19 protein-coding genes, 1 tRNA gene and 4 pseudogenes are annotated in these 23,927 nt (G+C 42.8%); 10 read left to right on the forward strand and 14 right to left on the reverse strand.

Features of this window, described 5'->3' with window-relative positions:
- Positions 1-389: PD-(D/E)XK nuclease family transposase (locus tag DXA15_RS19710; RefSeq protein ID WP_233567467.1), on the forward strand; the 389-nt coding region annotated here is incomplete at its 5' end.
- A 455-nt stretch (positions 390-844) separates the two neighbouring features.
- Here the strand turns inward: DXA15_RS19710 and DXA15_RS27715 are convergent.
- The 4 genes and pseudogenes from DXA15_RS27715 to DXA15_RS19725 form a co-directional block, all read right to left on the reverse strand.
- Positions 845-1,873, reverse strand: coding sequence for a M81 family metallopeptidase (locus tag DXA15_RS27715; RefSeq protein WP_255419989.1), 1,029 nt, complete (start codon positions 1,871-1,873; stop codon positions 845-847).
- Positions 1,795-2,409: a M81 family metallopeptidase gene (locus DXA15_RS27075; protein ID WP_255419987.1), complete on the reverse strand. Its 615-nt coding sequence runs from the start codon at positions 2,407-2,409 to the stop codon at positions 1,795-1,797. Before DXA15_RS27075 ends, DXA15_RS27715 begins: the two co-directional genes overlap by 79 nt.
- A gap of 150 nt (positions 2,410-2,559) precedes the next feature.
- A pseudogene (locus DXA15_RS19720) lies at positions 2,560-3,254 on the reverse strand (response regulator transcription factor).
- Positions 3,251-4,459, reverse strand: coding sequence for a sensor histidine kinase KdpD (locus DXA15_RS19725; RefSeq protein WP_128135165.1), 1,209 nt, complete (start codon positions 4,457-4,459; stop codon positions 3,251-3,253). Before DXA15_RS19725 ends, DXA15_RS19720 begins: the two are co-directional and overlap by 4 nt.
- Before the next feature lie 150 nt (positions 4,460-4,609).
- Between DXA15_RS19725 and DXA15_RS19730 the strand changes: the two genes are divergently transcribed.
- The 3 genes from DXA15_RS19730 (at position 4,610) to DXA15_RS19740 (ending at position 6,504) form a co-directional block, all read left to right on the forward strand.
- Positions 4,610-5,209 (forward strand): DUF3267 domain-containing protein, encoded by a 600-nt coding sequence (locus DXA15_RS19730; RefSeq protein ID WP_128135166.1) that lies wholly within the window; start codon positions 4,610-4,612, stop codon positions 5,207-5,209.
- Positions 5,210-5,331: 122 nt separating this feature from the next.
- Positions 5,332-6,396, forward strand: coding sequence for a 3-dehydroquinate synthase (gene aroB, locus DXA15_RS19735; RefSeq protein ID WP_128135167.1), 1,065 nt, complete (start codon positions 5,332-5,334; stop codon positions 6,394-6,396).
- A 34-nt stretch (positions 6,397-6,430) separates the two neighbouring features.
- Positions 6,431-6,504: transfer RNA gene (locus DXA15_RS19740), tRNA-Pro, on the forward strand.
- Positions 6,505-6,661: 157 nt separating this feature from the next.
- Here DXA15_RS19740 and DXA15_RS19745 read toward each other — a convergent pair.
- The 6 genes and pseudogenes from DXA15_RS19745 to DXA15_RS28105 all read right to left on the reverse strand — a co-directional run bounded on the left by DXA15_RS19745 (position 6,662) and on the right by DXA15_RS28105 (position 13,243).
- Positions 6,662-7,663 (reverse strand): DUF4249 domain-containing protein, encoded by a 1,002-nt coding sequence (locus tag DXA15_RS19745; protein WP_128135168.1) that lies wholly within the window; start codon positions 7,661-7,663, stop codon positions 6,662-6,664.
- 13 nt (positions 7,664-7,676) lie between these two features.
- On the reverse strand, positions 7,677-10,385 hold the full coding sequence (locus tag DXA15_RS19750; RefSeq protein WP_128135169.1) for a TonB-dependent receptor: 2,709 nt from the start codon (positions 10,383-10,385) through the stop codon (positions 7,677-7,679).
- Positions 10,386-10,391: 6 nt separating this feature from the next.
- Positions 10,392-11,266, reverse strand: a pseudogene (locus DXA15_RS19755) (FecR family protein).
- Between the two features lie 93 nt (positions 11,267-11,359).
- A complete protein-coding gene (locus DXA15_RS19760) occupies positions 11,360-11,929 on the reverse strand; it encodes an RNA polymerase sigma-70 factor (protein WP_128135170.1) in 570 nt (189 codons plus the stop codon).
- 107 nt (positions 11,930-12,036) lie between these two features.
- Positions 12,037-12,315, reverse strand: a complete 279-nt coding sequence (locus DXA15_RS19765; protein WP_128135171.1) for an HU family DNA-binding protein — start codon at positions 12,313-12,315, stop codon at positions 12,037-12,039.
- A 38-nt stretch (positions 12,316-12,353) separates the two neighbouring features.
- Positions 12,354-13,243, reverse strand: a pseudogene (locus tag DXA15_RS28105) (helix-turn-helix domain-containing protein).
- Positions 13,244-13,676: 433 nt separating this feature from the next.
- Here DXA15_RS28105 and DXA15_RS19775 point away from each other — a divergent pair.
- On the forward strand, positions 13,677-13,946 hold the full coding sequence (locus DXA15_RS19775) for a hypothetical protein (protein ID WP_009859792.1): 270 nt from the start codon (positions 13,677-13,679) through the stop codon (positions 13,944-13,946).
- A gap of 75 nt (positions 13,947-14,021) precedes the next feature.
- Here DXA15_RS19775 and DXA15_RS19780 read toward each other — a convergent pair whose 3' ends face one another.
- Both DXA15_RS19780 and rpsA read right to left on the reverse strand, forming a co-directional pair.
- Positions 14,022-14,417 (reverse strand): response regulator, encoded by a 396-nt coding sequence (locus DXA15_RS19780; protein WP_128135172.1) that lies wholly within the window; start codon positions 14,415-14,417, stop codon positions 14,022-14,024.
- Between the two features lie 191 nt (positions 14,418-14,608).
- Positions 14,609-16,408, reverse strand: a complete 1,800-nt coding sequence (rpsA, locus tag DXA15_RS19785; protein ID WP_128135173.1) for a 30S ribosomal protein S1 — start codon at positions 16,406-16,408, stop codon at positions 14,609-14,611.
- Between the two features lie 219 nt (positions 16,409-16,627).
- Between rpsA and DXA15_RS19790 the strand changes: the two genes are divergently transcribed.
- From DXA15_RS19790 to DXA15_RS19805, 4 genes are all read left to right on the forward strand, one after another.
- Positions 16,628-18,703: an ATP-binding protein gene (locus DXA15_RS19790; RefSeq protein WP_128135174.1), complete on the forward strand. Its 2,076-nt coding sequence runs from the start codon at positions 16,628-16,630 to the stop codon at positions 18,701-18,703.
- 139 nt (positions 18,704-18,842) lie between these two features.
- The gene (locus DXA15_RS19795) at positions 18,843-19,943 is read left to right on the forward strand and encodes a histidine kinase dimerization/phospho-acceptor domain-containing protein (protein ID WP_158579684.1); all 1,101 of its coding nucleotides are present in this window, start codon (positions 18,843-18,845) and stop codon (positions 19,941-19,943) included.
- A 29-nt stretch (positions 19,944-19,972) separates the two neighbouring features.
- Positions 19,973-20,185 (forward strand): HAMP domain-containing sensor histidine kinase, encoded by a 213-nt coding sequence (locus DXA15_RS19800; protein WP_128135176.1) that lies wholly within the window; start codon positions 19,973-19,975, stop codon positions 20,183-20,185.
- Entirely contained in the window at positions 20,182-22,347 is a 2,166-nt protein-coding gene (locus DXA15_RS19805) for a HAMP domain-containing sensor histidine kinase (RefSeq protein WP_128135177.1), read from the forward strand. Before DXA15_RS19800 ends, DXA15_RS19805 begins: the two co-directional genes overlap by 4 nt.
- On the opposite strand, the gene DXA15_RS19810 is transcribed toward DXA15_RS19805, so the two are convergent.
- Together DXA15_RS19810 and DXA15_RS19815 are read right to left on the reverse strand one after the other, a co-directional pair.
- Positions 22,259-22,621, reverse strand: coding sequence for a hypothetical protein (locus tag DXA15_RS19810; protein ID WP_009859788.1), 363 nt, complete (start codon positions 22,619-22,621; stop codon positions 22,259-22,261). The two genes, DXA15_RS19805 and DXA15_RS19810, sit on opposite strands and share 89 nt — an antisense overlap.
- Positions 22,622-22,623: 2 nt before the next feature.
- Positions 22,624-23,181, reverse strand: a complete 558-nt coding sequence (locus tag DXA15_RS19815; protein ID WP_010800709.1) for an RNA polymerase sigma factor — start codon at positions 23,179-23,181, stop codon at positions 22,624-22,626.
- A gap of 176 nt (positions 23,182-23,357) precedes the next feature.
- Here DXA15_RS19815 and DXA15_RS19820 point away from each other — a divergent pair.
- Positions 23,358-23,927, forward strand: a pseudogene (locus tag DXA15_RS19820) (PD-(D/E)XK nuclease family transposase); the annotation flags it as partial.

Genomic DNA, 23,927 nt, shown 5'->3' on the forward strand with positions numbered 1-23,927 from the left:
TCGATCTGTTCAATCTAAGAGAAGAGGAATGCAAAACGCCTCTTGAAAATATGGTTTATATATTGAAGAATATGAATTTATTTGATATGTCTCCGTTTAAGGAGAAAAATGATGCTTTCAAACGCCTGCTCGACGTAGCAAACCTGAATGCAATGACTCCTCACGAACGGGCAGTTTACGATGAGAACCTGAAGATTTACCGTGACTGGCGCAATACGCTGGAATATGCGGTAGAGGAAGCAGAGGTGAAAGGCATGAAAAAAGGCAAACTTGAAGGAAAAGCCGAAGGACAACGTCAAATTGCTGCCAACTTAAAAAATCAGGGAGTTAATATTGAGATAATTGCCCAGTGCACCGGCCTGTCTGTTGAAGACATAAACGAATTGTAATCTATTCACAGATATTGAATCAGCAAAGTCCCGAATCATCGGAGTACTTTGCTGATTTTTTCTTGTATACCGGATATTAACAGTAAACCTATTGGAAACTAACTATCAATCTCTTTTCTATTAGTCTGAAACATATTACCTATAAATATAAAGATGGCTGTCGTTAAGCTTGTCGACGTAGGTCGTTAAGCTTACTGACCATTATCGAAAAACTTACCGACCTGGGTGAATAAGGCAGTTGATTGTTTCTTTTGTCTTAATAGGTTATTGATTTTTGAGTAGTTTATTATTGGAGAAGTGTTAGTAGGCAAAGGTGAACGGTTGCAGGTAACCATTCACCTTTTTGGCAAACCATTCACCCTGATAATTGCCGTTTAATGTATTTTATTCCAGTTGTTTATTGACTAAAAGGTGACAGGTGAACGGTTTTTATGTCTTACTAACTATGTAGGTGTTTATCTTCCGTACAAATGTTTTGCCGAGGGAACAAATATAACATTCAGTTCCGGGTCCGGCATATCCGGGTCTAATGGGAACATAGGCCGGACGATGTTCTTATACGGAATGCTTTTGAAATCCTGATCCACTCCGCCGCGGGTCAGAGCCATCACCCAGTCTGCTTTCATATTATACCATTGGTTTACCAGGTAACCCTGTTTCACCATTACAATATCCATTTCACGGGGATCTATCCCGGTACCTTCCAGGTTGGGTGTGGGAGAAGATGTTCCCACGACGACATAAATACTTCCTGTTTTGATAATAGCGATATCGCTGCGTCTTCTGTATGGGGATTCGGAGACCTGGTTCTGATCCTGAACGGGGCTGACATATATTACCGTGCCGGATAACCAGACAGGAGGTTCATAAGCATTGTCCGTCATAGCTCCTACATATCCTTCTGCATGGCCGTCTACACCAGCCTTGCGTGCGGCTTCAACCATCTCGCTTCCCGGAATAGAACAGTAAAGCAGGCTTTTGCCATTTGGAGATTGAAGTTCCGGACGTTTCAATACCTGGGCTAATGTCCATGTAACTTCGCCTGAACCGCCACCACCGGGATTGTCACCCATATCGCTGATAAAGAAAGGCTTCTTGTCGCTGGCCAGGGCCAGATCGAGACATTTTTCGAGCGGATGCCCCGGAGCTTCCAATGTGAACTGACGGCGGACATCCCAAAATTTTTGCGCCAGTTTCTTTGCGCCTGCTTCTACCTGTGCTTTGTCGTCACCGTAAACCATCACTACTCCCTGGTTGCGCCGGTCGTCTCCCCATACATAACCGATCCAGATACCTGCATCTATTACACCCGGCATTGCTTCAACTTCGGGAACCATGGCATAAAGCGATTTGGCAGGTTCGGCACGCGTACTCGACCATTCTCCGGAAACTAATACCGGAACGGCTACCCATGCTTTATAAGCTGGACGTCCTTTACCGGAGCTAGTCGATCCAGCAGATTGACTACGCCACGACGATGCGATTCACGTGAATCATCGTGAGGGGCTTTGCGGTAAGTTGTAATCAGGTCGGAGTTAAGGGCTACGAGCCAGGATGCATTGCCATGAAGGTCCATAGTGGTCGTAACAAGAACGTCGTTACCGATAACGCTGCGGACTTTTTCCATAAACTCACCCTCCGGATCGGCTACTCCATCCACGCTGCATGCCCCGTGATTGTAAAACCAGAAAGCATCGTAAGGCATGTTCGCCTTTATTATTTCAAGCGCTTCGTTGACGAAGGCGTCGTATGATTCTTTCGTAACCGGTCCGCGGCCACCGCCACGGCCCATCAGGGAGGGAAGCCATGTTGCCGCCTGCCCCATGGCAGAATCCGGACTCAGGTAATCCGGCAAAGTGAGCGGCCTTCCGACTATCGGTTGCCTGTTGGGCATAAATACGCTGTTCTCGATTTGTATACCGGCAACGCCGATACGTGGTTTCTGTTGCTGCGCGGCGGCATCGTTGGCGAATGACGCGACCAACAGGCAGAGACTCAGGAATAGGAAAACTTTCTTCATGGTTCGTTTAAATTTAATAGTATGACATAATAAAAATATATGGGATGTATATATGATTAAAATCAGGGTTAAACTTAGTGGAAATATATGAGAAATTATTCAAAGTCAGGAATATTTATTTGCCAATGCCTTGACTTCTTGTCTGGTAGGTCAGGATATCGTGATCATCAGACCGGTCCCCCTTATCGTTTTGATACTGACTTTTTCGTCTTGTGACAATAGTTTGCGGAGCTTAGTGACGAAGACATCCAGGCTACGGGAAGCAAAGTAATCGTCTTCCGTATTCCAGAATTTGTCTAAAATGATTTCACGGCGGATAATTTCTCCCGGTTTACGGAATAATAGTTCCAGTATCCCGTTCTCACGGGGTGTCAGTAAGTGGTTGCTTCCGGAGATATGGCGCAAGGTTGCCTGTGCCGGATCCAAGGTATATCCGCCTATTGTCCATGTCTGGTTTTTAACTTTTTCCGTATTCCCTTGCTTCATGCGGAGCAACGCGCGGACATGTGCATCCAGTTCTTCCGGCAGGAAAGGCTTTTTGACATAATTGTCCACTCCCAGTTCATACCCTTTTACCACGTCTTTCGGTGAAACACGGGCGGATGAGAAAAGGATCGGGAGCTCTCTGTCCGTCTCCCGGATACGGCGCACCATCTCGTAGCGTCCATGACCGGCATTTCGATGTCGGCAACGATAATATCCGGTTTTACCTGCCGGTATTTCTCCAGGCCTTCTTTCCCGTTGCAGGCGATGATCACCTCATAACCGCCTATCATATCTTCCAATCCTCCCTGAATGATATAACTCAGGTTGGCATCGTCTTCTACTAATAATAATTTGATCATACTGTTGTTTCTTCTGTGGTGGATACTAGTAATGAGATGGTAAATTCACTGTATTTTCCTTCCTGGCTTTCGACGCTGACATAGCCGCCGTGCGAGCGGGTGACGTTCATGACATAATTCAGTCCCAGGCCGAAACCTGTAACACCGTCGGCAGCATTGCTCTGGTTGATCGAAGCCCGTTCGAACTTGTCGAATATATGGTTCTGTGCAGCAAGGGAAATACCGATCCCGTTGTCTTTTACCTTGATTTGTGTAAATTGGTTATACCGGCAGGAAGTGATTTGTATCTCGACCGACTCCCCGGAATATTTGATCGCATTGTCTATCAGGTTGCTGACAGCCTCTTTCAGATATTCTTCATCTGCAAATATATCTACCGCTTCTATGTTTAACCGGAAAGTGACGGTTTTATTCGTCTTGGCAGTGAATAACTGTGTCAGTTCCTCCAACATCGGGCGGATAGGGATCAGGCTTTTTTCAAGCAGTAATTGCCCGTGTTCCAGCTTGGAGATGGTCAGCACTTTGTTAGTCAGGGCCAGTAGATGTTGTGCTTCTTCTTCCAGGATGTCGAAGTATTTCTCTTTCTTCTCCGGTTTTCCGTCCAGCTTTCCGCTTCGGAGGATACGGGCACCCATCAGGATCGAGCTGAGAGGCGTTTTCATATCGTGGATCATCGCATAGGAGAAGTCTTCCCGTATTCGTGCGATCTCGTCCTGTTGTTTGATAATTTTGATTTGCTTCCGGATACAGATCAGAAGAATCCCCAGTGCAATAGTCGTTCCGAAGAAAAAGTAGAGCAGCTTGCCGATAGAGCCTGCCCGCGGATTTCTTATGTAAGCTCGTATTCCCTGTGTGTCATTGATTGGAAAAACAAAAGTGTGTTGTTTGTTGAATAAGTCATTGTAATCAGTGAAATAGCGGATGCTTTCCCGTTGAACAATATCGGGGCTGTTCAGGAAAACCGTATCTATGCGGAATGCCAGTTTGTCGAGATGGTATTTGTCGAGTTCCTCCCGGAAGAGGGTCGGGAGGTTTTTTGTTTTGTTTGTTTGGTAACGTTCGGTGGCGTGGCAGAAGGATTCGTGTATCTGTCGTGCCAGTTGCTCTTTGGTCAGTGAATAACTTCGCCCGATCCATTGTCCCATCAGGAAAAGGACAATTAAAGAGGCGGCGGCTGTTAATATAATGTAGAATGATTTCGTCATAATACTTTGATTTCGTTGACAAAGATAGGCATTTTCGTTTTTCCGGCATCCTCCCTTTTTATCTTAACGTAAAGATAACGTTGAGATAACATTCTGTTTCTTTACTCCCCTGTATCTTTGCGGTATAGAAATCAAATAAAAACAAACGATATGGAAACAAAAGAAAAGAATTTGGAAGAATATTCTCACCCGGAAGGGGTAGAAGTGAAAGTGAGTGCGGCCCGGGCAAATATAACGATATTGCTCAATCTGTTCTTTTTTGTCGTAGGCGGAGTTATATTGTTCAACTATATTTGGGGAGATGGCTCGAGTTATGGCGCCGGATATGAACTGGGAAACACTGTCAGGCTACAGGCTTTATCTATAAAAGGTACAATTATTATGGCTCTTTGTTATATAGTATATACCTTGCTTCAATATGGTCTGCTGTATTGGTTTACCGGAAAAGATCGCCGGGCGCTCCATTGGAACACGGACTGGAAGACATTAGGATTTCTGGTGAAGAAACCGCTACTTTTGAAATATTACCGGATAGCGTTGCTGACTCCGTTTGTTCTAATTGGTTTACTTCCTTTTATACATGGTCTTTGTACAGGAAATGATGTCTGCTTTTTTATTGGTGTCTTCTGTGTTGTGGGCAGCGGCGCCGATTGCTATTATTTCTGGAAGCTCCGTACTTTCAATGGTGACGATAAAATCGTGGATGGAGATGAGTCTTTAAGTGCAACTATTATAAAGAATTCTTATTAAGACCTAAACCTATAAACACACTATTTTTATGAAAGAAGGCAGGAGAACTCTCTTGCCTTCTTCTTTGATAATCGAATAACAAATAATACCTTTGTAACCTAAGAAGCAAAATAATAAAATATATGGCCGAACAAAAAGTAGTGATCAGTAAGGACTTGAAAGCTGATTTACAGGCATTCCTTGCTGCACTGAATTACGATAAACTGTTTATTCTTACCGATACAAATACACAGGAAAAGTGTTATCCGCTGATACAGGATGTGCCGGCAATCAAAGAGGCTCCGGTAATAATTGTCGATGCCGGCGATACGCATAAAGGCTTGGAGGCCTTGTCGAATATCTGGATGCGCCTTTCCAATGAAGGGGCTTCCCGTAACTCGCTGTTGGTGAACCTGGGTGGTGGTATGGTGACGGATATGGGCGGTTTTGCCGGTGCTACTTTCAAGCGCGGGTTGAAGACGGTCAATATCCCTACAACACTGATGGCCTCGGTCGATGCTGCCGTGGGAGGTAAGACCGGTATTAATTTCAACGGATTAAAGAACGAAATAGGTTCTTTCTATCCGCCGGAATGCGTGTTTATCGATTGTGAATTTCTTCGTACGCTGGATAGGGATAACCTGTTATCCGGCTATGCGGAAATGATTAAACATGCGCTGATCAGTTCGATGGATACCTATGCGACAGTTATGTTGTTCGACCTCGACCAGAAGATGGATTATGCATTCCTGAATAAGATGGTGGCGCAATCGGTTGCCGTTAAGGAACGTATCGTGGCAGAGGACCCGAAAGAACACGGTATCCGCAAGGCTTTGAACTTCGGCCATACGATTGGACATGCCTACGAAAGTCTTTCTTTCAAAAAGAACCGTCCTCTATTGCACGGTCATGCGGTGGCTGCCGGTATCGTGAGCGAGTTATACCTGTCCCACAAGCTATGCGGTTTCCCTTCGAGCAATCTGAGCCAGGTTATCCAGTATATCAAAGAATATTATCCGGCTTTCGTCTTTGATTGCAAAGAATACGAAACTTTATATGAACTGATGACCCATGATAAGAAGAATGAAGGTGGTATAATCAACTTTACCCTTTTGTCTAAAATCGGTGAGGTTCAGATAAATCAGGCAGTGACAAAGGAAAAAATCCTGGAGTCGTTAGATTTTTACCGCGAAAGTTTTGGTGTATAAAGGAAAAATATTACCTTTGCAGCCGTAAAGAAAACGGGGTGTAGCTCAGCCCGGTTAGAGTACGCGTCTGGGGGGCGTGTGGTCGGAAGTCGAATCTTCTCACCCCGACATTTGCTGAGCATAAAGGAGTTAAGTTTAAAACTTATCTCCTTTTTTTATAATCCTTAATTGTGATATGTACCGGTTTGGTAGCCTTTGTGGTGAACTTCTCTTTAACTATTTTGCTATTATTGGACTTGGGGAATGAATTTCCAGTGACTGTTATTTACCACAACGGCGGGCGGGTCAGGATACGAATCGTCATTTGTTTTTCGGAGCTGGCACCGACAAACCCTAATCCGCCGACAACGTTTTGAGGTATAATGACCGGTTCCATAAAGGTTTCGTTATAGTTTCCCGACTCAAGGCAGTTCATGGCACGCATATACCGATAGTCTGTCTGGGTGATACAGAGTAGCCGGATGACGGCATCTGTCTCTACAAGCAGCTTTTCGTCCATATTCTTGTGATCATAGTAGCGGGTATATACGTTAAGCGTGTAAGATCCATTTTCGAAACGACTGTCGGTGAATACATTGTTTACATTTTGGACGGTCATATCAAGGATACCGAATTCTTCATCATCGGCAGTACTGAGATGACCATCGGTCAACACGATATCTTCTTGATTGATTATATCCAAATACATGATTTCCGGTCCGTATGTTGTTCCCTCCTCCGGATATGTCCGGTAAGTGTTTTCCTGGATGCGCAGTTGATAATAGTTCTTTTCTCCGGGTCGGTCGTTGAATGTGATTCTGTACCGGATGCAGTTATCCATATAATATCCTATTTTAATTTTAGTCAGAAGGGTATCTACCCGTATAATCTTTTCGATCGGTTGGGGTATTTTTACTTCAACCCAGGCGTGATATTGCCCGTTTTCCGCAGCTGCTTCCAGGCGTACCAGATCGCCGGGGAGAAACCGGGTTTTCACGCGGCAGTATTTTGTAGAGTCATTATAACTGGCGGAGATCAATTCGGCTTCAGCAACTTCTTTCTTCTCTCCGTTGACATAGATCGTGACGGCTCCATCGCTCACTAATGTTGTTGTTTCGTCATCAATGATATGCAGGTAAACCTGATTCTCTTCTTTTTCGGCCTCCAGAAAGGCATTCATGAGCAGTTGGGGCTTTTGAATTTTGCTTCGGAAGGGTATCTCGTTCTCACAAGCTGAGAAAAGAGATGTATAGAGTATGAATAATAGATAGGATAAATTCTTTTTCATGTCATTTTCTGTTTTAGAATTTAAATGTATAAGTGACGGAAGGTATACAGGGTAATAATGTCTGTTTGATCAACCTTGTTTTCCTTTTCCAAGTTGTTTCAGGCACACCTCCTTCTCCAATATGTTCTTGTCCGATGTATTCTTCTTCCAGATAGATCAAATTGGGAGTCATGGCATTATAGGCATTGTAGACAGATATATTCCAGGTGTGTGTGCCCCGGCGTACTTTTTTATGGAAGTTAACTCCCAGGTTCAATCGATGACTGACGGGTAACCGGTAATTGTTGCGGTGTTCGATATAATCGAGCAAGTTTCCGTTTATTGTCCCGGTACGCTGTTCGGCTAATGTTGCTGCCCCTCCGGTGTTAAATATCCAGGTGAGTCCAATATCGAACCGTTCACTGAACTGATGGTTCACACAAAAATTTATATTGTGGCGACGGTCATATTTATAGGGGAAACGTTCTCCGTAGTTGATGCTGCCGTCTTTGAACTGGCGGTCACTTTTGGCAATTGTATAGGCCAGCCAACCGGTTGTTTTTCCCAATGTTTTTTGCGCAAGTATTTCCAGCCCGAAAGAACGTCCGCGGCCCATTTCCACTTTTTCCTGCCATCCTCCTGAGGTTCCGAAGAAAGAGGCACCATCCTGATATTCCAGAACATTATGCATATCTTTATAATAACCTTCCAGCGACAGCTCCCATCCTTTTATCCCTGTATAGTATCCCCCGGCAGCATATTGAAATGACCGCATCGGGCGGATATTTTGAGTAACAGGTACCCATAAATCAGTTGGTAGTGAGATGGCTGACGACGATAATAAATGTACGTACTGTTCCATTTGAGTAAATGAACCTTTTATTGCATAGTCCTTGTTCAGGCGGTAGCGGGCGGACAGGCGGGGTTGTGCTGAGAAATAACCTTTCCCCTGGGTGTAAAACAAGGAAAGATGTATACCTGCATTAATACTTAACCGGGTACCTATGTTGAAGTCATCTTCTGCATACAAAGCGCATTCATGGCCATGCAGATTACTGTTAGAAGAATCTTTATAGACGGTATCTTGTGCTACTGATCCGTTTTCTGCTTCTCTCACATTTGAGGTTGTGACCTCCGGACGGAACGTATGATTCAGATAAGAGCCGCCGAATTTGATATGATGGTTCGGGGCAGGCGTATAGTCGAAATCTGCCTGGATGCTAACATCATGTATCCCTGACCGGTAATCGGAATTATATGTATAGGTTTCGTTATGCATGGGATCGGCATTGGTCTTTTTCTCGGTTCCGGTGGCTTCCTTTTTATAACTGTCAGCCATTGACATCTGATAATGGTTGTATGCTACAGTCGTGTTACTGAACAACTTATTGTTGAACACATAATTCCAGCGTCCGGCTGCAATAGTATTTCCCCAGTTGATGTCGATTTTGCTGTTATAGAAATACAGACGCGGACCATCGTCATAGCCGTCGTATTCCTTATCCCGTTTGTAATCATAATGGTCTTTTCCTTTATAAAAGCTGAGGAAGAGTCGGCTCTTGTCGGAGAACTTATGGTTTACTTTTGCATTGATATCATAGAAGTAATAGTTGTATTTTTTATCTTCCGGCAGAAAAGGTCTGGCCACCAGGTCCAGATAGGTGCGGCGTCCTGTCAGACAGAAAGAAGTTTTATTTTTTATGATCGGTCCTTCAAAATGCAGCTTGCTGGTCAGCAGGCCGACACTGATCGTTCCATGATAATTTTGCATATCGCCGTCATTGGTGCGGATATCAATGATAGACGATAATCGTCCGCCATAACGGGCAGGAAAGGAGCCTTTGAAGAGAGTCACTTTTTTCATGGCCTCCGGGGTGAAGATCGAGAATACGCCCAGCAGGTGATCTGCATTGTAGATCGGAATACCATCCAGCAGGATCAGGTTCTGGTCCGGTCCGCCGCCACGCACATGCAAACCGCTGAATCCTTCCATACCTGCCTGTACGCCGGGTAACAGCTGGATTGTCTTCAGTAAATCGGCTTCTCCCAGAACAACAGGGGTATTGCGGATTTGTTTCATCGGGACATCAAGGGCACTCATCGCAGTGGCATGGATCCCGGTTTCTCTTTTGTTAGACAGGACGACTACTTCCTCTAACTGATTGTCGGTCAGTAACCGGATATTCAGCAAGGTATCCTTTTCCAACCGGAACCGGCATATTTGAGTGGCATAACCAAGGTAGGAGAATGAAAGTGCTGCATCTCCTTCGGGAAGCGTAATGCTATAAAATCCGAAAGGGTTGGTTGAAGTTCCTATCCTTCTGTTTTGTTCAAAGATATTCGTACCGATCAGTGTTTCCGATGATATCCCGTCTGTAACATAGCCGCTGATTGTATATTTGCGGTTAACGGATGTTTTCCGTTTATCTAATAAGATATATTTTCCCGAGATCTTAAAATCGATTGCTTCGTTTTCGAAAGCCCTGTGTAGAATATCCGTGATAGGGGATTGAGTCATATCCAGGGTTACAGGCTTTTTAAGCTGTATCTTTTCTCCGTAGATGAAAGAGAAACCGGTAGAATCCTCCAACTGCTTTGCGAATTTCTCTAAAGCAGCATTCCGGATACTGAAATTTAATAATGTGTCTTTATTTTGGGCATCAAGAGGAGTTCTCCCGAAAATAACCCACAAGAGACATATGAGGCTGATGCGGAAAAGCGGGTAATGTATGGAATAGTTCATAATATACTAAAGCTTAGTGTTGATAATGATAGTATTGTTTGTTATTGTGTAATTAAAATTACCAGCTTCTTTTAATAATTCGAGCATTTCTTCCAGGCTTTCGCCGTTGGTGAAGTTGGCCCGTATATGGTAATTCCGGAGTTCGGGATCGGTAATTTCTATTTTTATATTGAATGCATGTGAAAGCTGCCGGGTTATTTCCTGCAATGGCAGGTAATCGAATAGGAAATGGCCGTTTCGCCAGACAATATCGTTGTTGCTTTTTGGATTTATTTCATGTTGCAAACTTTTCTGTAACCGGTTATAGATGGCACTTTCGTTGGGGGAAAGCACAATTCGCCGGTTTTCTTCCGGTATGCTGACGGCAACGGAACCTCGATTAGGGTAGTTTTTATTTCGGGGTCTTCGGGATAGGCTTCCACATTGAATTGGGTTCCCAGTACCTGTACGTTTACGGACTCTGCTTTTACAATAAATGGGTGCCTGGTATCTTTTTCTACATCGAAATAGGCTTCTCCTGTTAACCGGACTTCTCTTTTGGCTCCCCTGAAACGGGAAGGAAAGCTAAGTGTAGAGTAACGGTTCAGGGTGACAACAGACTGGTCGGGTAGTGTAATGTCCCGTATTTCAGCCAGGGTAGAAATAGTCTGTATGGTGCCCGATTGGATATAATCATATGTATACCAACTGGCTAGGCAGATGAGTATGGAGGCTGCAACGCTTCCTGCGATACGGAGTAATTTTATTTTTCCACTGGTAGGAGAGATACGCCTTTCCAGTATTTTCCAACTGTTTTTAGCGGAGAAGCGTCCTCTCGGTGAACGGGTAGAGGCAACCAGTTGTTCCAGAATCTTATCAAAGTTGTTGTTTTCAGGTGTCATCCTTTCTTTATCTGTTTAATTATTGTTTTCATAAATAAAGACAGAGATGTACGCTGGAACTCACTATGTCGATTTGGTAAAAATAAGTTAAGATTATGATCCGTTCTTGTCTGGCTTCAGGTAGCGTGATAACATATCTCGTAGTCGGGTTACAGCCTTTTGTAATTGTACGTCAACTGTATTGATGCTGATTTTTAGTTCTTTAGCGACTTGTGCATAGCTTTGTTTTTCTTCCCGTATGCGGATAAATATCTCCCGGCATTTTTCCGGTAGACGGTCCAGTGCTTTGACATAGTGGGAAAAAAGTTCTTCGTTGATAAAGATTTCTTCCGGTGAATTTTCCTGGTCGGCTATCTTATCGGCTATTATCTCGGTAATCTGTTTTTGCCGTTCTTCTTTTGCCAGGTAATTCAGTGCGGCATTTTTTACTGTGATAAAGAAATAATCTTCCAGATTGACTATCGTTTGTAGTGACTTTCGCTTTTCCCAGATTTTCATGAATACGTCGAGTACAACTTCCTGCGCCCATTCTTCCCGTTTCAGGTAGTAATAAGCAATACGGAAAAAACGGTCAAAGCATAGATCATAGAACTTCTGCAAGGCAGTCTGGGAGTCTTCTTCCTTCATCTGTCGTAAATATCTTCTGATCTCTTGCTCTGTCATAATACCTTTTCATGTTATTCTGTGGCTGCAAAGATACTTTTTAATCGATAAGTATGACAAATCGTAATAAAAAAAGGACTTATTTTGAAATAAGCCCTTTTTTTCATTTATTTTTCGTTCATTTTCTCTATTAAGAGAGACGCACATTTGAAATGTACAATCGTTCGCGGTGTAAGTTGAATAACATCGCCGTTTCTGGGGTTTCTTGCCGGACGGCTTGTTTGCAGACGTGGTTTGAATGAACCGAAACCGGGAATGAAAACACGGTCGCCTGCCTTTGTTTTTTCTGCAACCATTTCGGTAAAAGCGTCGAGAATGGTTGTTACATCCCGTTTATTGAGATTTGTTTTTGTTGCTAATTCATTGATTAGTTGACTTCTGTTCATGACTTTATTTTATTAGTTATTAGATATGTTGTTTAATATTAATAATATGTTTCCATCATGCTTCTTCTGTATTCGGAAGGAGACATACCAGTGTGTTTACGGAAGAACCGTCCAAGAGAAGATTGATTGGCGAAATTTGTTTTTACAACAATCTCTTGGATATTAAGAGAAGAATCTCTCAATAGTGCTTTTATTTCCAGTATGATATATTCCAGTATCCAGTCTTTCGCTGATTTTCCGCTGACAGCTTTTATTATCGTTGTCAGATATTTAGGAGTAATACATAGTTCTTTAGCATAGAATGCGACCTCCCTGTTCTCTTTGTAATGTTGCATAATCAGATAAAAGAATTTGTCTGCAAGCTCTTTTTTATGCATGTCCATTGTTGGAATATAGGGGAGAGAACTGATTTTGTATGTATTGTACAGGTCCAGATAGAGGATGCGTAATACATGAATCACAGATTCCCGGGGATACAGGTTGGAGGCAGATCTGGCTTTGGTACAAACCAGATTATAATAATTTTCAAAATTAATGCTCTCGCTTTCTACTAATTTATAGTGGAAATGATTTCGCATATAAATAAAGAAATGTGGCGAAAATCTATGAATGCCGCTTAATACATCATTAAATAAGGATTGTGATATGGAAAAAGCGCTTATCTTAAAATCAGGACTTATCTCGTTTATTGAGACGAGTTGCCAGGTAGAAGAATGATAAGTTCTTTATTTATAAGCAAATGTTCATGTGTATGAACTTTAACTCTAGCACTCCCTTCAGAGCAAAGCATAACCAGTCCGTATTGTATATATGACGGATACGGAGTTATAGGAATTTGTTTGACATCCTCATAGATAGTTAAATCATTTTTTATAGAATCAATGGTGTCATTATTTCCTACATGCAATTTGTTTTCATTTAAAGACATCACCCTATAATATTTTGTGTATAAAGTTAAAACATCGTTCTTTATGATATTCAGGTAGTGGAAATATGGTGTGACAATGAAGAAATATGGAACGTGTATTGACATTTTTTGTTACAGACAATGCCCCTATAATTTATAAAAACCATTGTTTATGGTATATTGTTCATTGTTATTTCATAAAAAATCTTGTTATTTCTTTTGAACGTCACCATCGTTTTCTCGTACCCGGCCAAACCTTTATTCGGGATGGCGAAACGTTGAAAATATCCGTACTTTAGGATAATTTGAAGATTCTATGAAATTAAAGGGATGAAATTGTATGAAAATAAGAAGATGTTTGTATATTTAAAGCTGTAAAGAAACAGCAAGTAGAAGTAACTTGTTTATTCTGTAGTTATTAATAAAAGCGAGTATAACTTTAAAGTCAAACATCATGGGAAAGAATCTAATTCACAGCAATGAGTTGCATCTTATTGACAAAAAAGAAATTCACAATGCAGCTAAGAAAATGGTAGAGTCATTGAATCTGGCAGCCGGATCGACGGGAGGTTTCGATATTTATAAAGTCGTTGAAACTTATTTCACAGATTTGGATAAGAGACATGCAATCAATCAGCTTATCGGTATTGGTGAAGATTGTGCTTATTATGGTGCACAAGAACAGGCAGCTGAATGCGAAAAAGCAGAAGCTGCTAATGAGTAGGTAAACGTTTATTTAAAATAAGAAGGAGATACTTGTAATAAGCATCTCCTTTTTTATTTTGTATTTTCGAAGAAATTACCATGTCAACTGCGGTAAGAAGCTGGAGAGAACGCTTTTGAGCTCCTTGATGTTGATAGGTTTGGTTACAAACCCGTTGCTTCCGGCCTGGCGGGCAGCTTCCATGTCATTCTCAAAGGCATAAGCCGATTGCATGATGATAGGTATGTCCTGATCAAATTTCCGGATTTCCTTTAATGCATCAATCCCGTTCATTTCCGGCATTTTAATATCCAGAAGGATCAGATCTGCATGTTGCTCCTTATAGATATCCAATAACTCTACTCCCGTTTTAGCATGAAGTACGTTACAATGCTTTTTCAGAATTGTTTTTAATAATAAGAAATTACTTTCTTCATCTTCTGCGATGAGGATAGTGATGCCTTTGTTTGTTATGTTTTCGTCCATGATCATAATATTCAAGTAACTTCAACAAAGTTCTGTAATTAATTTAAAATACGCAAACTTATCAGGAGTAAAAATAGATGAAAGTCAACAAATATATAGCCTTTCATTATTGAGTGAGTGAATAGGGGAAGGAAATAAAGAAAAAGGAGTTGTTTTCGAAAAAACAACTCCTTTATATCGGTTATCAGTGATACTGATTATTTACCTGAAAGTTTTTCTTTCAAAGCAGCCAGTTCTTCAATGTCACCCAGTGTAGTCTTTTCAACCGGACCGGTTACCATTCCAGAACCTTCTTCGTTCTTGTTGTTGCGTCTTGCTGACGGTTTTTTGTCACCAGCAGGAGCATCTTTCTTAGCACCCTTCTGTTCATCTTCGAAGATGCGGCTGTGAGAAAGGATGATACGTTTTGCTTCTTTGTTGAATTCGATTACCTTAAACTGTAGTTTTTCGTCTACAGCAGCCTGAGAACCGTCTTCTTTTACCAGGTGTTTCGGAGTTGCGAAACCTTCTACACCATAAGGCAAAGATACGACAGCACCCTTGTCAAGTACTTCGATGATTGTTCCTTCGTGGATTGAACCTACTGTGAAGATAGTTTCAAATACATCCCAAGGATTTTCTTCCAGTTGTTTGTGGCCTAAGCTCAAACGACGGTTTTCTTTGTCGATTTCCAGTACCTGAACTTCGATTTCTGCACCGATTTGAGTGAATTCGCTCGGGTGTTTGATCTTTTTAGTCCAAGAAAGGTCAGAGATGTGGATTAAGCCGTCTACGCCTTCTTCGATTTCTACGAATACACCGAAGTTAGTGAAGTTACGAACTTTAGCTGTGTGGCGTGAACCAACCGGGAAGCGAGATTCGATATCTTCCCATGGGTCAGCTTTCAGCTGTTTGATACCCAGAGACATCTTACGTTCGTCACGATCCAAAGTCAGGATAACTGCTTCGATTTCGTCACCAACCTTCATGAAGTCCTGAGCACTGCGCAGGTGCTGAGTCCAGCTCATTTCTGATACGTGGATCAAACCTTCTACGCCGGCAGCGATTTCGATGAATGCGCCGTAGTCAGCCATAACAACCACTTTACCTTTCACTTTGTCACCTACTTTCAAGTCCGGATCCAAAGCATCCCAAGGATGCGGAGTCAGTTGTTTCAAGCCGAGAGCGATACGTTTCTTTTCGTCATCGAAGTCAAGGATAACAACATTGATCTTCTGATCAAGCTGAACGATTTCTTCCGGATGAGAAACACGGCCCCAGGAAAGGTCTGTGATATGGATCAAACCGTCTACGCCACCCAAGTCGATGAATACACCGTAAGAAGTGATGTTCTTAACAGTTCCTTCCAGAACCTGTCCTTTTTCCAGTTTAGAGATAATGTCTTTCTTCTGTGCTTCAAGCTCTGCTTCGATAAGAGCCTTGTGAGATACAACAACGTTCTTGAATTCCTGATTGATCTTTACGATCTTGAATTCCATTGTCTTACCTACAAATACATCGTAATCGCGGATCGGTTTAACGTCGATCTGAGAACCCGGTAAGAATGCTTCGATACCGAATACGTCAACGATCATACCGCCCTTCGTACGACATTTGATGTAACCTTTGATAATTTCGTCTTTTTCAAGAGCTTCGTTGACACGATCCCAAGAACGTGTAGCGCGAGCTTTCTTGTGAGAAAGGATCAACTGTCCTTTTTTGTCTTCCTGGTTTTCGATGTAAACTTCTACTTCGTCACCAATTTTCAGATCCGGATTGTAACGGAATTCCGCCATTGATACAACACCGTCTGATTTGAAACCGATGTTCACTACAACTTCACGTTTGTTCATTGCAGTAACGGTTCCCATAACGACTTCCTTATCCTTTACAGTGTTCAGGGTTTCGTCATACGTTTTTACAAGGTCGTCCTTGCTTACGTCACCGTAAGTTTCTCCCTTTTCATAGGAGTCCCAGTTGAAATCTTCAACCGGCTGAATGTTCTTTAAATTTTCCATTCTCTAATTGTTAATACTTAAGTTTGTTTTAATTAGTAAGTTAGACATTATGTTGTCATCTCTCAAAAATCGGGGCAAAGGTAATGTTTTTTTCTGATATACAATAGTTTTGCCTTGGAATTTATGCTTTATATCACTTGCTTTTTCTTTCACAAGATACATTGATTATTAATATGTTTTGGCAAAAAATATTATCTTTGCACCTTATTATTCTATACTATGCATAAAGCTCGTTTTCGCCAGCAACTAAAACTGGGTCCCCTCTGTCTCTTTTGTATACTTTGTATATTTATATGTATAAAGGGTGCAGCAACAAACCGCGCAACACGTCTGGATAGTCTGAAAGACATCCTGTCTCATAGTCCTTCGCCCGATGTCGCTATAAAAACATTACAAGAATTATCCGACCTTTACAGGCAGAAACCGGAGGAAGTCGGTTATTTGCATCGATTATTGGATATCGGTAACCGGGTCGATTCAGTACAGGCCGTATATGCGGCAGCGGCAAATCTTTCCCGCTATTATTATGATGATAATAAATCGGACAGTGTCGTTTATTGGGCCAAATATATAGACTCTGTCGGTAAAAGCCGGAAAGAACTTTCGGATGGCTTGTTCGAAGCCTACAGTTATGTTTGCCTGGATCATTTATGGCTGGAGAATTATGAACTGGCTATGAATGAGGCCATCCGTCTCTATAACCTAGCGTGCAGCAGGAATCATACCTACGGGCAGATTCGTTGCGGAGAGAACCTGGGGCATATTTACCAGGCTATCCGCCGAGACAGTGATGCTGTCGTTGTGTATCAGGCTGCTCTGGATAAACAGGAGGAGATAGGAGAAAACCTGACAGTCAGTATCCGCCTGGTTTCCTATCAGCTGGAATCGCTTTTACGCATTAATAAGTTGGATAGTGCCGGAGTCTTGCTGGCTACATATAAAAATCTGCTCGACAGGCAGGAGGCGGTGAATAAAAATACCGGTGCCATCTACCCGGTAGATCGTTATCGTTGGATCATGCATTCGTTTTATGCGGAATACTATCTGAAAAGGAAAGATTTTGAAAAAGCACGTAAGTCGCTGGATTGTGCCGAATCGTTTGTCGGGAAGGAAACTATCGGTAATGATTTCGCCGTATTTGCATACCTTTATATACAAGCCCGTTATAATAAGGAGGTTGGAAACTATGCCGTAGCACACAAATATATCGACCAGCTGCTGGAAAGTTGGCAAACTCCCGATTGCCTCCAATTGAAAGCTGATATCTTATCCGAATCAGGAGATGCTGCTAGTGCCATCCAGGCGTATAAAGATGTAATTTCGGAGACTTCCAAGATCAATAACGAGGCCTTTACCCGTCAGATCAACCAGCTTCGTACATTATATGATCTGAATGACAAGGAAATACAGAAGAAAGAGCTGGAGATCAGCCAGATGAATGTGAATATAAAAGAACATCAGCTAATCCTTTCTATGTCGGTTTCTGTTATTTTGTTGCTGGTATTGTATATCCTTTACTTGTCATTCCGCCGTACCCGCCGTTTGAAAAATGCGTTACTGCAAGAAAAGGAAGCATTGATTGAATCGGAAAAGAACCTGCGTATTGCAAAAGATAAAGCCGAAGAGGCGAATCAGGCAAAAACTACCTTCATAGCCAATATCAGCCATGAGGTGCGTACACCGCTGAATGCTATTGTCGGTTTTGCCAGCCTGATGTCTGACCCTTCCTGCACGCAGGAAGAAAAGGAGGAGTTTTCTTCTATTATCAGTAATAACACCGAATTACTGCTGAATCTGGTAAACGACGTATTATGCCTTTCGCAGATAGAAGCCGGGAGCCTGAGTTTCTCCCTTCGCCCTGTCGAACTGGGCGATTGTTGCCGGAACGCGATGGAAACGATTCGTCACCGGGTTGCCGAAGGTGTTTCTCTGAATTTTACTCCCGAAGTTCCCTCTTTTATATTGAATACGGATCCGCTACGCTTGCAACAACTGCTGGTAAACCTGTTGGTCAATGCAGCTAAATTTACGGAAGCAGGCGAAATAAACCTTTCATTCCATATCGGGCAGGAGCAAAAGAATGTCGATTTGATCGTAACGGATACCGGTTGTGGGATACCTGCCGACAAAGTCACACAAATATTCAAACGTTTTGAGAAAGTGGATGAATACAAGCAGGGAACCGGCCTCGGACTTTCAATCAGCCAGGCTATAGCCGGGGCTTTGGGAGGTACGATCCGTGTGGATGCCGGCTATACGCAAGGGGCCAGGTTTATTTTCACGCATCCTTGCTGAAACGGAAACGATAAGATAGTCATGGGTGATGGGCATAAAGATTGAAATTCAAAAGAACTTACAGAAAAATATCTTTGATTATTCCGTCCGTTATAAATATTTATTTGTAAGTTTGCCAATCGCCGTAAGTAAAATATACATGAAGACGAAAAGTCTGTTTAAAAGGGGTATAAAATTCGCATGTGTTGTAGTTCTTTTACTTTACGCTGCTTCCGCATTTTCCCAGAACGAGCGGGGAAGAGTCCGGACAGATAGTCTGCGTAATGTTCTGCAAGAAGCAAAGACACCTGAAGAGAAACTAGCTGTTTTGAAGGAATTGGTAACAATCAACCGGCAGGCACTGTCGGCGATTGATAAAGCATTGGAGTTGGAAGATGATCTGGATATGATGCTCCAGAAAATACAGGTACTGCGTAACTCCGGACAATTGCAGGAAGCCATCCTGGTTTATAAAAAGTTGTTGGCGTTAAACGCAGCAATTAATAATAAAGCATTCAACTGTCAGATGGCTCAACTTCGCCTACTGAATGATTTGAACGATAGTGAAAATCAAGAGCGTGAACTGGAATATCAGAATGCACAGATCGCATCCAAACAGCGTCAGCTCTATCATGTTTTGGTTACGGTCGGTATACTCTTGATCCTTGTTTTCCTCCTATATCGTTTGTATCGCCGTACCCGCCGGTTGAAAAATGAATTATTATGCGAAAAAGATTCACTGGTCGAATCAGAGAAACAATTGCGCGCAGTCAAAGAGGAAGCCGTTGAGGCTAACCGGTTGAAAACGGTTTTTATCTCCAATATCAGCCACGAAGTACGCACACCGCTCAATGCGATTGTCGGCTTTTCCGAGTTGCTGGTTGATGATTCTTTTCCGGAGGACGAGAAGATTGCCTTTGCTTCTACTATCAACCATAGTTCGGAGTTGCTGATGAACTTGATAAATGATGTGCTCGACCTGTCACGTCTTGAATCCGGTAATTTCAGTTTCACGATAAGGGAATGGGATGCCGTGCAGATTTGTCATGAGATACTGGATTCTTTTGAAGAGAAAGTTTTACCCGGAGTAAAACTGACCTGCTCTTCTTCTTTAGAGTCGTATCTACTGAATACCGACCGTTTCCGTATGCACCAGCTCTTGGGGCATTTGCTTTCGAATGCCGTTAAATTTACTCGCGAAGGCGAAGTGGACCTCTCTTTTGAAACCGACCCGGAAACGGGGTTGTCCGTTTTATTGTAACCGATACTGGTTGCGGTATCCCTGTTGAAATGCATCGGAAAATATTCGAGCGCTTTGAGAAACTGGATGAATTTAAACAAGGTACGGGATTGGGATTGGCTATTTGTCAGATTGTTGCTGCCCAGTTGGGCGGTTCGCTATACATAGATTCTTCTTATACGAAGGGAGCGCGTTTTGTATTCGTCCATCCCTGTAATTTAGAACTTACCGAAGAGGTTTCATCCCAACCGAACAAAAAATGAAAGAGAAGACTACATATCAAAGGAAAAGTTTGTTTGTAATACTGATTTTATGCTGTGGCATTTCATCTTTCTCTCTTTGGGCGGGATTGGACAATGACCGGGTAGCACATGAAACAGATAGTCTGAAATCATTATTGTCACAAACCTCCTGTCCCCATGTGGTTATACCGGCCCTGCTTCGTCTTTCTACTTTAAATGGGCAACATGCGGAAGAAGTTTCCTGGCTTGAACGTTGTTATCGGGAAGCGGCACGAATCGATTCGGTTCCGGCCATGTATATGGCATTAAGGAGTTTGTCCCGCTATTATTATAATGACGGAAATCGCGATAGCTTGTTATTCTGGAGCAGGAAGGTCGATTCAATCGATAAAAGCCGGAACGAATATTCGAATGTTTTGTTTGATGTCAAAAGTTATTCCTGCCAGGATCTGTTGTGGTCGCATGATTATGAACTGGCATTGAATGAAGCCTTGAATGAATATCGTCTGGCAAGCGAGCTTAAACATTCGTACGGCTTGCTTCGCTGCTCTGAAAGTCTGGGATTGATTTATCAGGCGATACGGCGTGACAGTGATGCGGTGGTCGCTTTTCAGGAAGGACTCGAAATGCTGAAGAAAGCCGATTGCCGGGATGAGACAAGGGCTGATACGAAGATGCGCATAACCTCCTATCAGGCAGAATGTGCAATCCGTGTCTGTCCTCCCGAACAAACAGAAGAGATACTGGCCCGTTATAAAAAAGCGATCGACGAAGTGGAAGAGATGAATCATCGGGACGGGGTGATGGTTAAGACCGGTAGAGATTATTGGTTGCTTTATTGCTTCTATTCAGACTTTTATGTAAGAGAACACAGGCCGGATAAAGCGAAATGGGCTTTGGGGGAAGCCGCAAAATATGTCGGTAATATCATAACGGAAGATGATTATGTACAGAATACCTATCTGGCAGCGTTGGCGCACTATTACAGGGAAATCGGCAATATCCCGCTTGCCATTAAATATATAGATGAAGTCTTTAAGACAGAATGTATCCAGGCAGACTTGCAGTTTAAAGCGGATATATTGCAGGAACAAGGCCGTCCGGACGAGGCTCTGACACTGTATGATAAATTATATGAACTGAACTCACAGCGGAATAAGGAGACTTTCTTTCGGCAGATCAACCAGCTTCGCACTTTGCACGAACTGAACGAGCGACAGGAGCAGGAACACGAAATGCAACTGAACAGCGAACGTATGGAGCAAAAACAGCAATTGCTTCTTTTCTTTACTGTCGTGGCCCTTATCCTGTTGTATCTTTCTTATGTTCTCTTCTGGTATTACCAGCGGGCGCGTCGGCTGAAAAACGAACTGTTGAAGGAGAAACAATCCCTGCTGGAATCCAGGAATAATCTGAAACAGGAAAGAGTAAAGGCCGAAGAAGCCAGCCGGATGAAGAGTGCTTTCATTGCCAATATGAGTCATGAGATACGTACGCCTTTGAATGCGATTGTCGGTTTTTCAGGCCTGTTGGTTGATGACTCGACTGAACCCGAAGAACGGGAGGAATATGCTTCCGTTATCCATAATAACACGGAGCAGTTGCTGAACCTGGTGAACGATGTACTCGACCTGTCACGTATGGAAACCGGCGATCTGAACTTCAAATTTGATGATTACCCGTTAATTGAATGTTGTCAAAGTGCCCTGGACAGTATTTGCCACCGGATACCGGACGGAGTGGAGTTGACTTTTACCCCGGATACCATTCCCGTAATACTTCATACCGATACGTTGCGCTTACAACAAATCCTGACCAATCTGCTGACAAACTCCGCCAAGTTTACGCAGGAAGGAGAAATCAACCTGGCTTATAAAGTCGAAGAAGGAGGTAAACAAGTGCGTATCTCTGTGACCGATACCGGTTGTGGCATACCGAAAGAGAAACAGTCCGCCGTTTTCCAGCGTTTTGAAAAACTGGACGACTATAAATCCGGTGCCGGTCTGGGGTTATCTATCTGTACACTGATCGCAGACCATTTGGGCGGAACTCTTTCCATTGATCCCACCTACGAGAACGGGGCCCGTTTCGTCTTTACTCATCCTTGCGAAATACCTTCCTCAGCTTATAGTCAAGGAACAGCAGGAACAACGTTAGTATTCCGATATAAAAATAAAAACTAAAGATGGGGAGGTCGATTTTCGGCCATGTTATTTTCGGCACGGTTATTTGTGGAAAATCCATGTAGAAGAGGAAAGCGGCAGCCATCCCCAGCATCCCCAGCGAAGCCACAATGACAGCAGCCAACCCGAACCATTCGTTCCGTTTCTTAACCTTGACGGTCTCTTTGGCAATCTGCTGCATCACATTCAGACGGAATGATGCGGGCAACTCTTCTTCCGGCATTTGCCTGAACAGGCTTTCCAGTATATCAGGATTCTTTTTGTTGCTGTCCATATTTAATTTTCCTCCATTCCTTTAATTAATACAAATAACTTTTTCCGTATGCGGTGTAACTTCACTTTGATATTGGATGCTCCAAGACCGGTTATCACGGTCAGTTCGTCCACCGTTTTCTCTTTCATATAAAAGAGCAGTATCAGTGCCCTTTCGTCCGGGGGAAGTTGTTCGAGGGCTGCCTCCAGTTTATCGAGTTGTTCAGTCGTCGAAGTACGTCCCAACATCTCGCTGACCTCTTCTTCCGATACATTGCTGATCTGCGATTCTTCAATGGCGACAAATTCCTGTCTCTTCCTGCGCAATTCCGAAATAGCCGTGTTATAGGCAATCCGGTAAATCCAGGTGGAGAAACTACAATCGCCCTTGAAAGACGACAAATTACGAAAGACCTTCATAAATACATCTTGCGCCAGTTCTTCCGCGTCTTCCTTACTATGTACCATTTTAAGGATTAACGAATGAACCGGACGACTGTATCTATCGAGCAGACAGGCAAAGCATCCTGTATCTCCCGCTTGTACTCTTTCTATGTAATATGCGTCGCTATACAACTCCATCCTACCTTATGGACGCAAGTTCGGCAATTTGGTTACAACTTACAACTGAAAAATGTGAAACATTTTTCTACGCCTGAATTAAATAATCCCCTTCTCTGTTTGGATTAAATAAAATATTGGCTACATTTGTCCCGTTACCTGCTATCGGGTAATAAAACAACTAAAACTATTGACTTATGGAAAAGTATGTGAACATCATGCTCGACAAGGCTTTTAAAACCGTATTCGGTGAAAAGCAAGTAGCAATCGACTTTATCAACGCCACGCTCGAGGGCGAACGCCAGGTGAAAGACCTGATCTATCTCGATAAAGAAATCCAACCGGAAGTAATAGAACAGCGCACGGTGATCTTCGATCTCCTTTGTGAAGATGCGGACGGAAGTAAATTTATACTCGAAACAGAATTGTCCCCAACATTATTTCTTTAACCGCGGATTTTATTACATTTGTCGAATGATCTCCCGTCAGGGAGAGAGCGGAGCAGACTGGATGTATAGCTTGCTTCCGGTATATGGCATCTACCTGTTGAACTTTAGTCTGCTTGAATTTCAGAGTTGGCGCACCGATGTGGTGCTGGCCAATGAGGCGACAGGTAAAACTTTTGGCGAGGTCAAACTGAAACAGATTTATCTGTCGTTCGATCTGTTCAATCTAAGAGAAGAGGAATGCAAAACGCCTCTTGAAAATATGGTTTATATATTGAAGAATATGAATTTATTTGATATGTCTCCGTTTAAGGAGAAAAA

Source organism: Parabacteroides sp. AM58-2XD (assembly GCF_003463685.1).
Lineage (GTDB): Bacteria > Bacteroidota > Bacteroidia > Bacteroidales > Tannerellaceae > Parabacteroides > Parabacteroides segnis.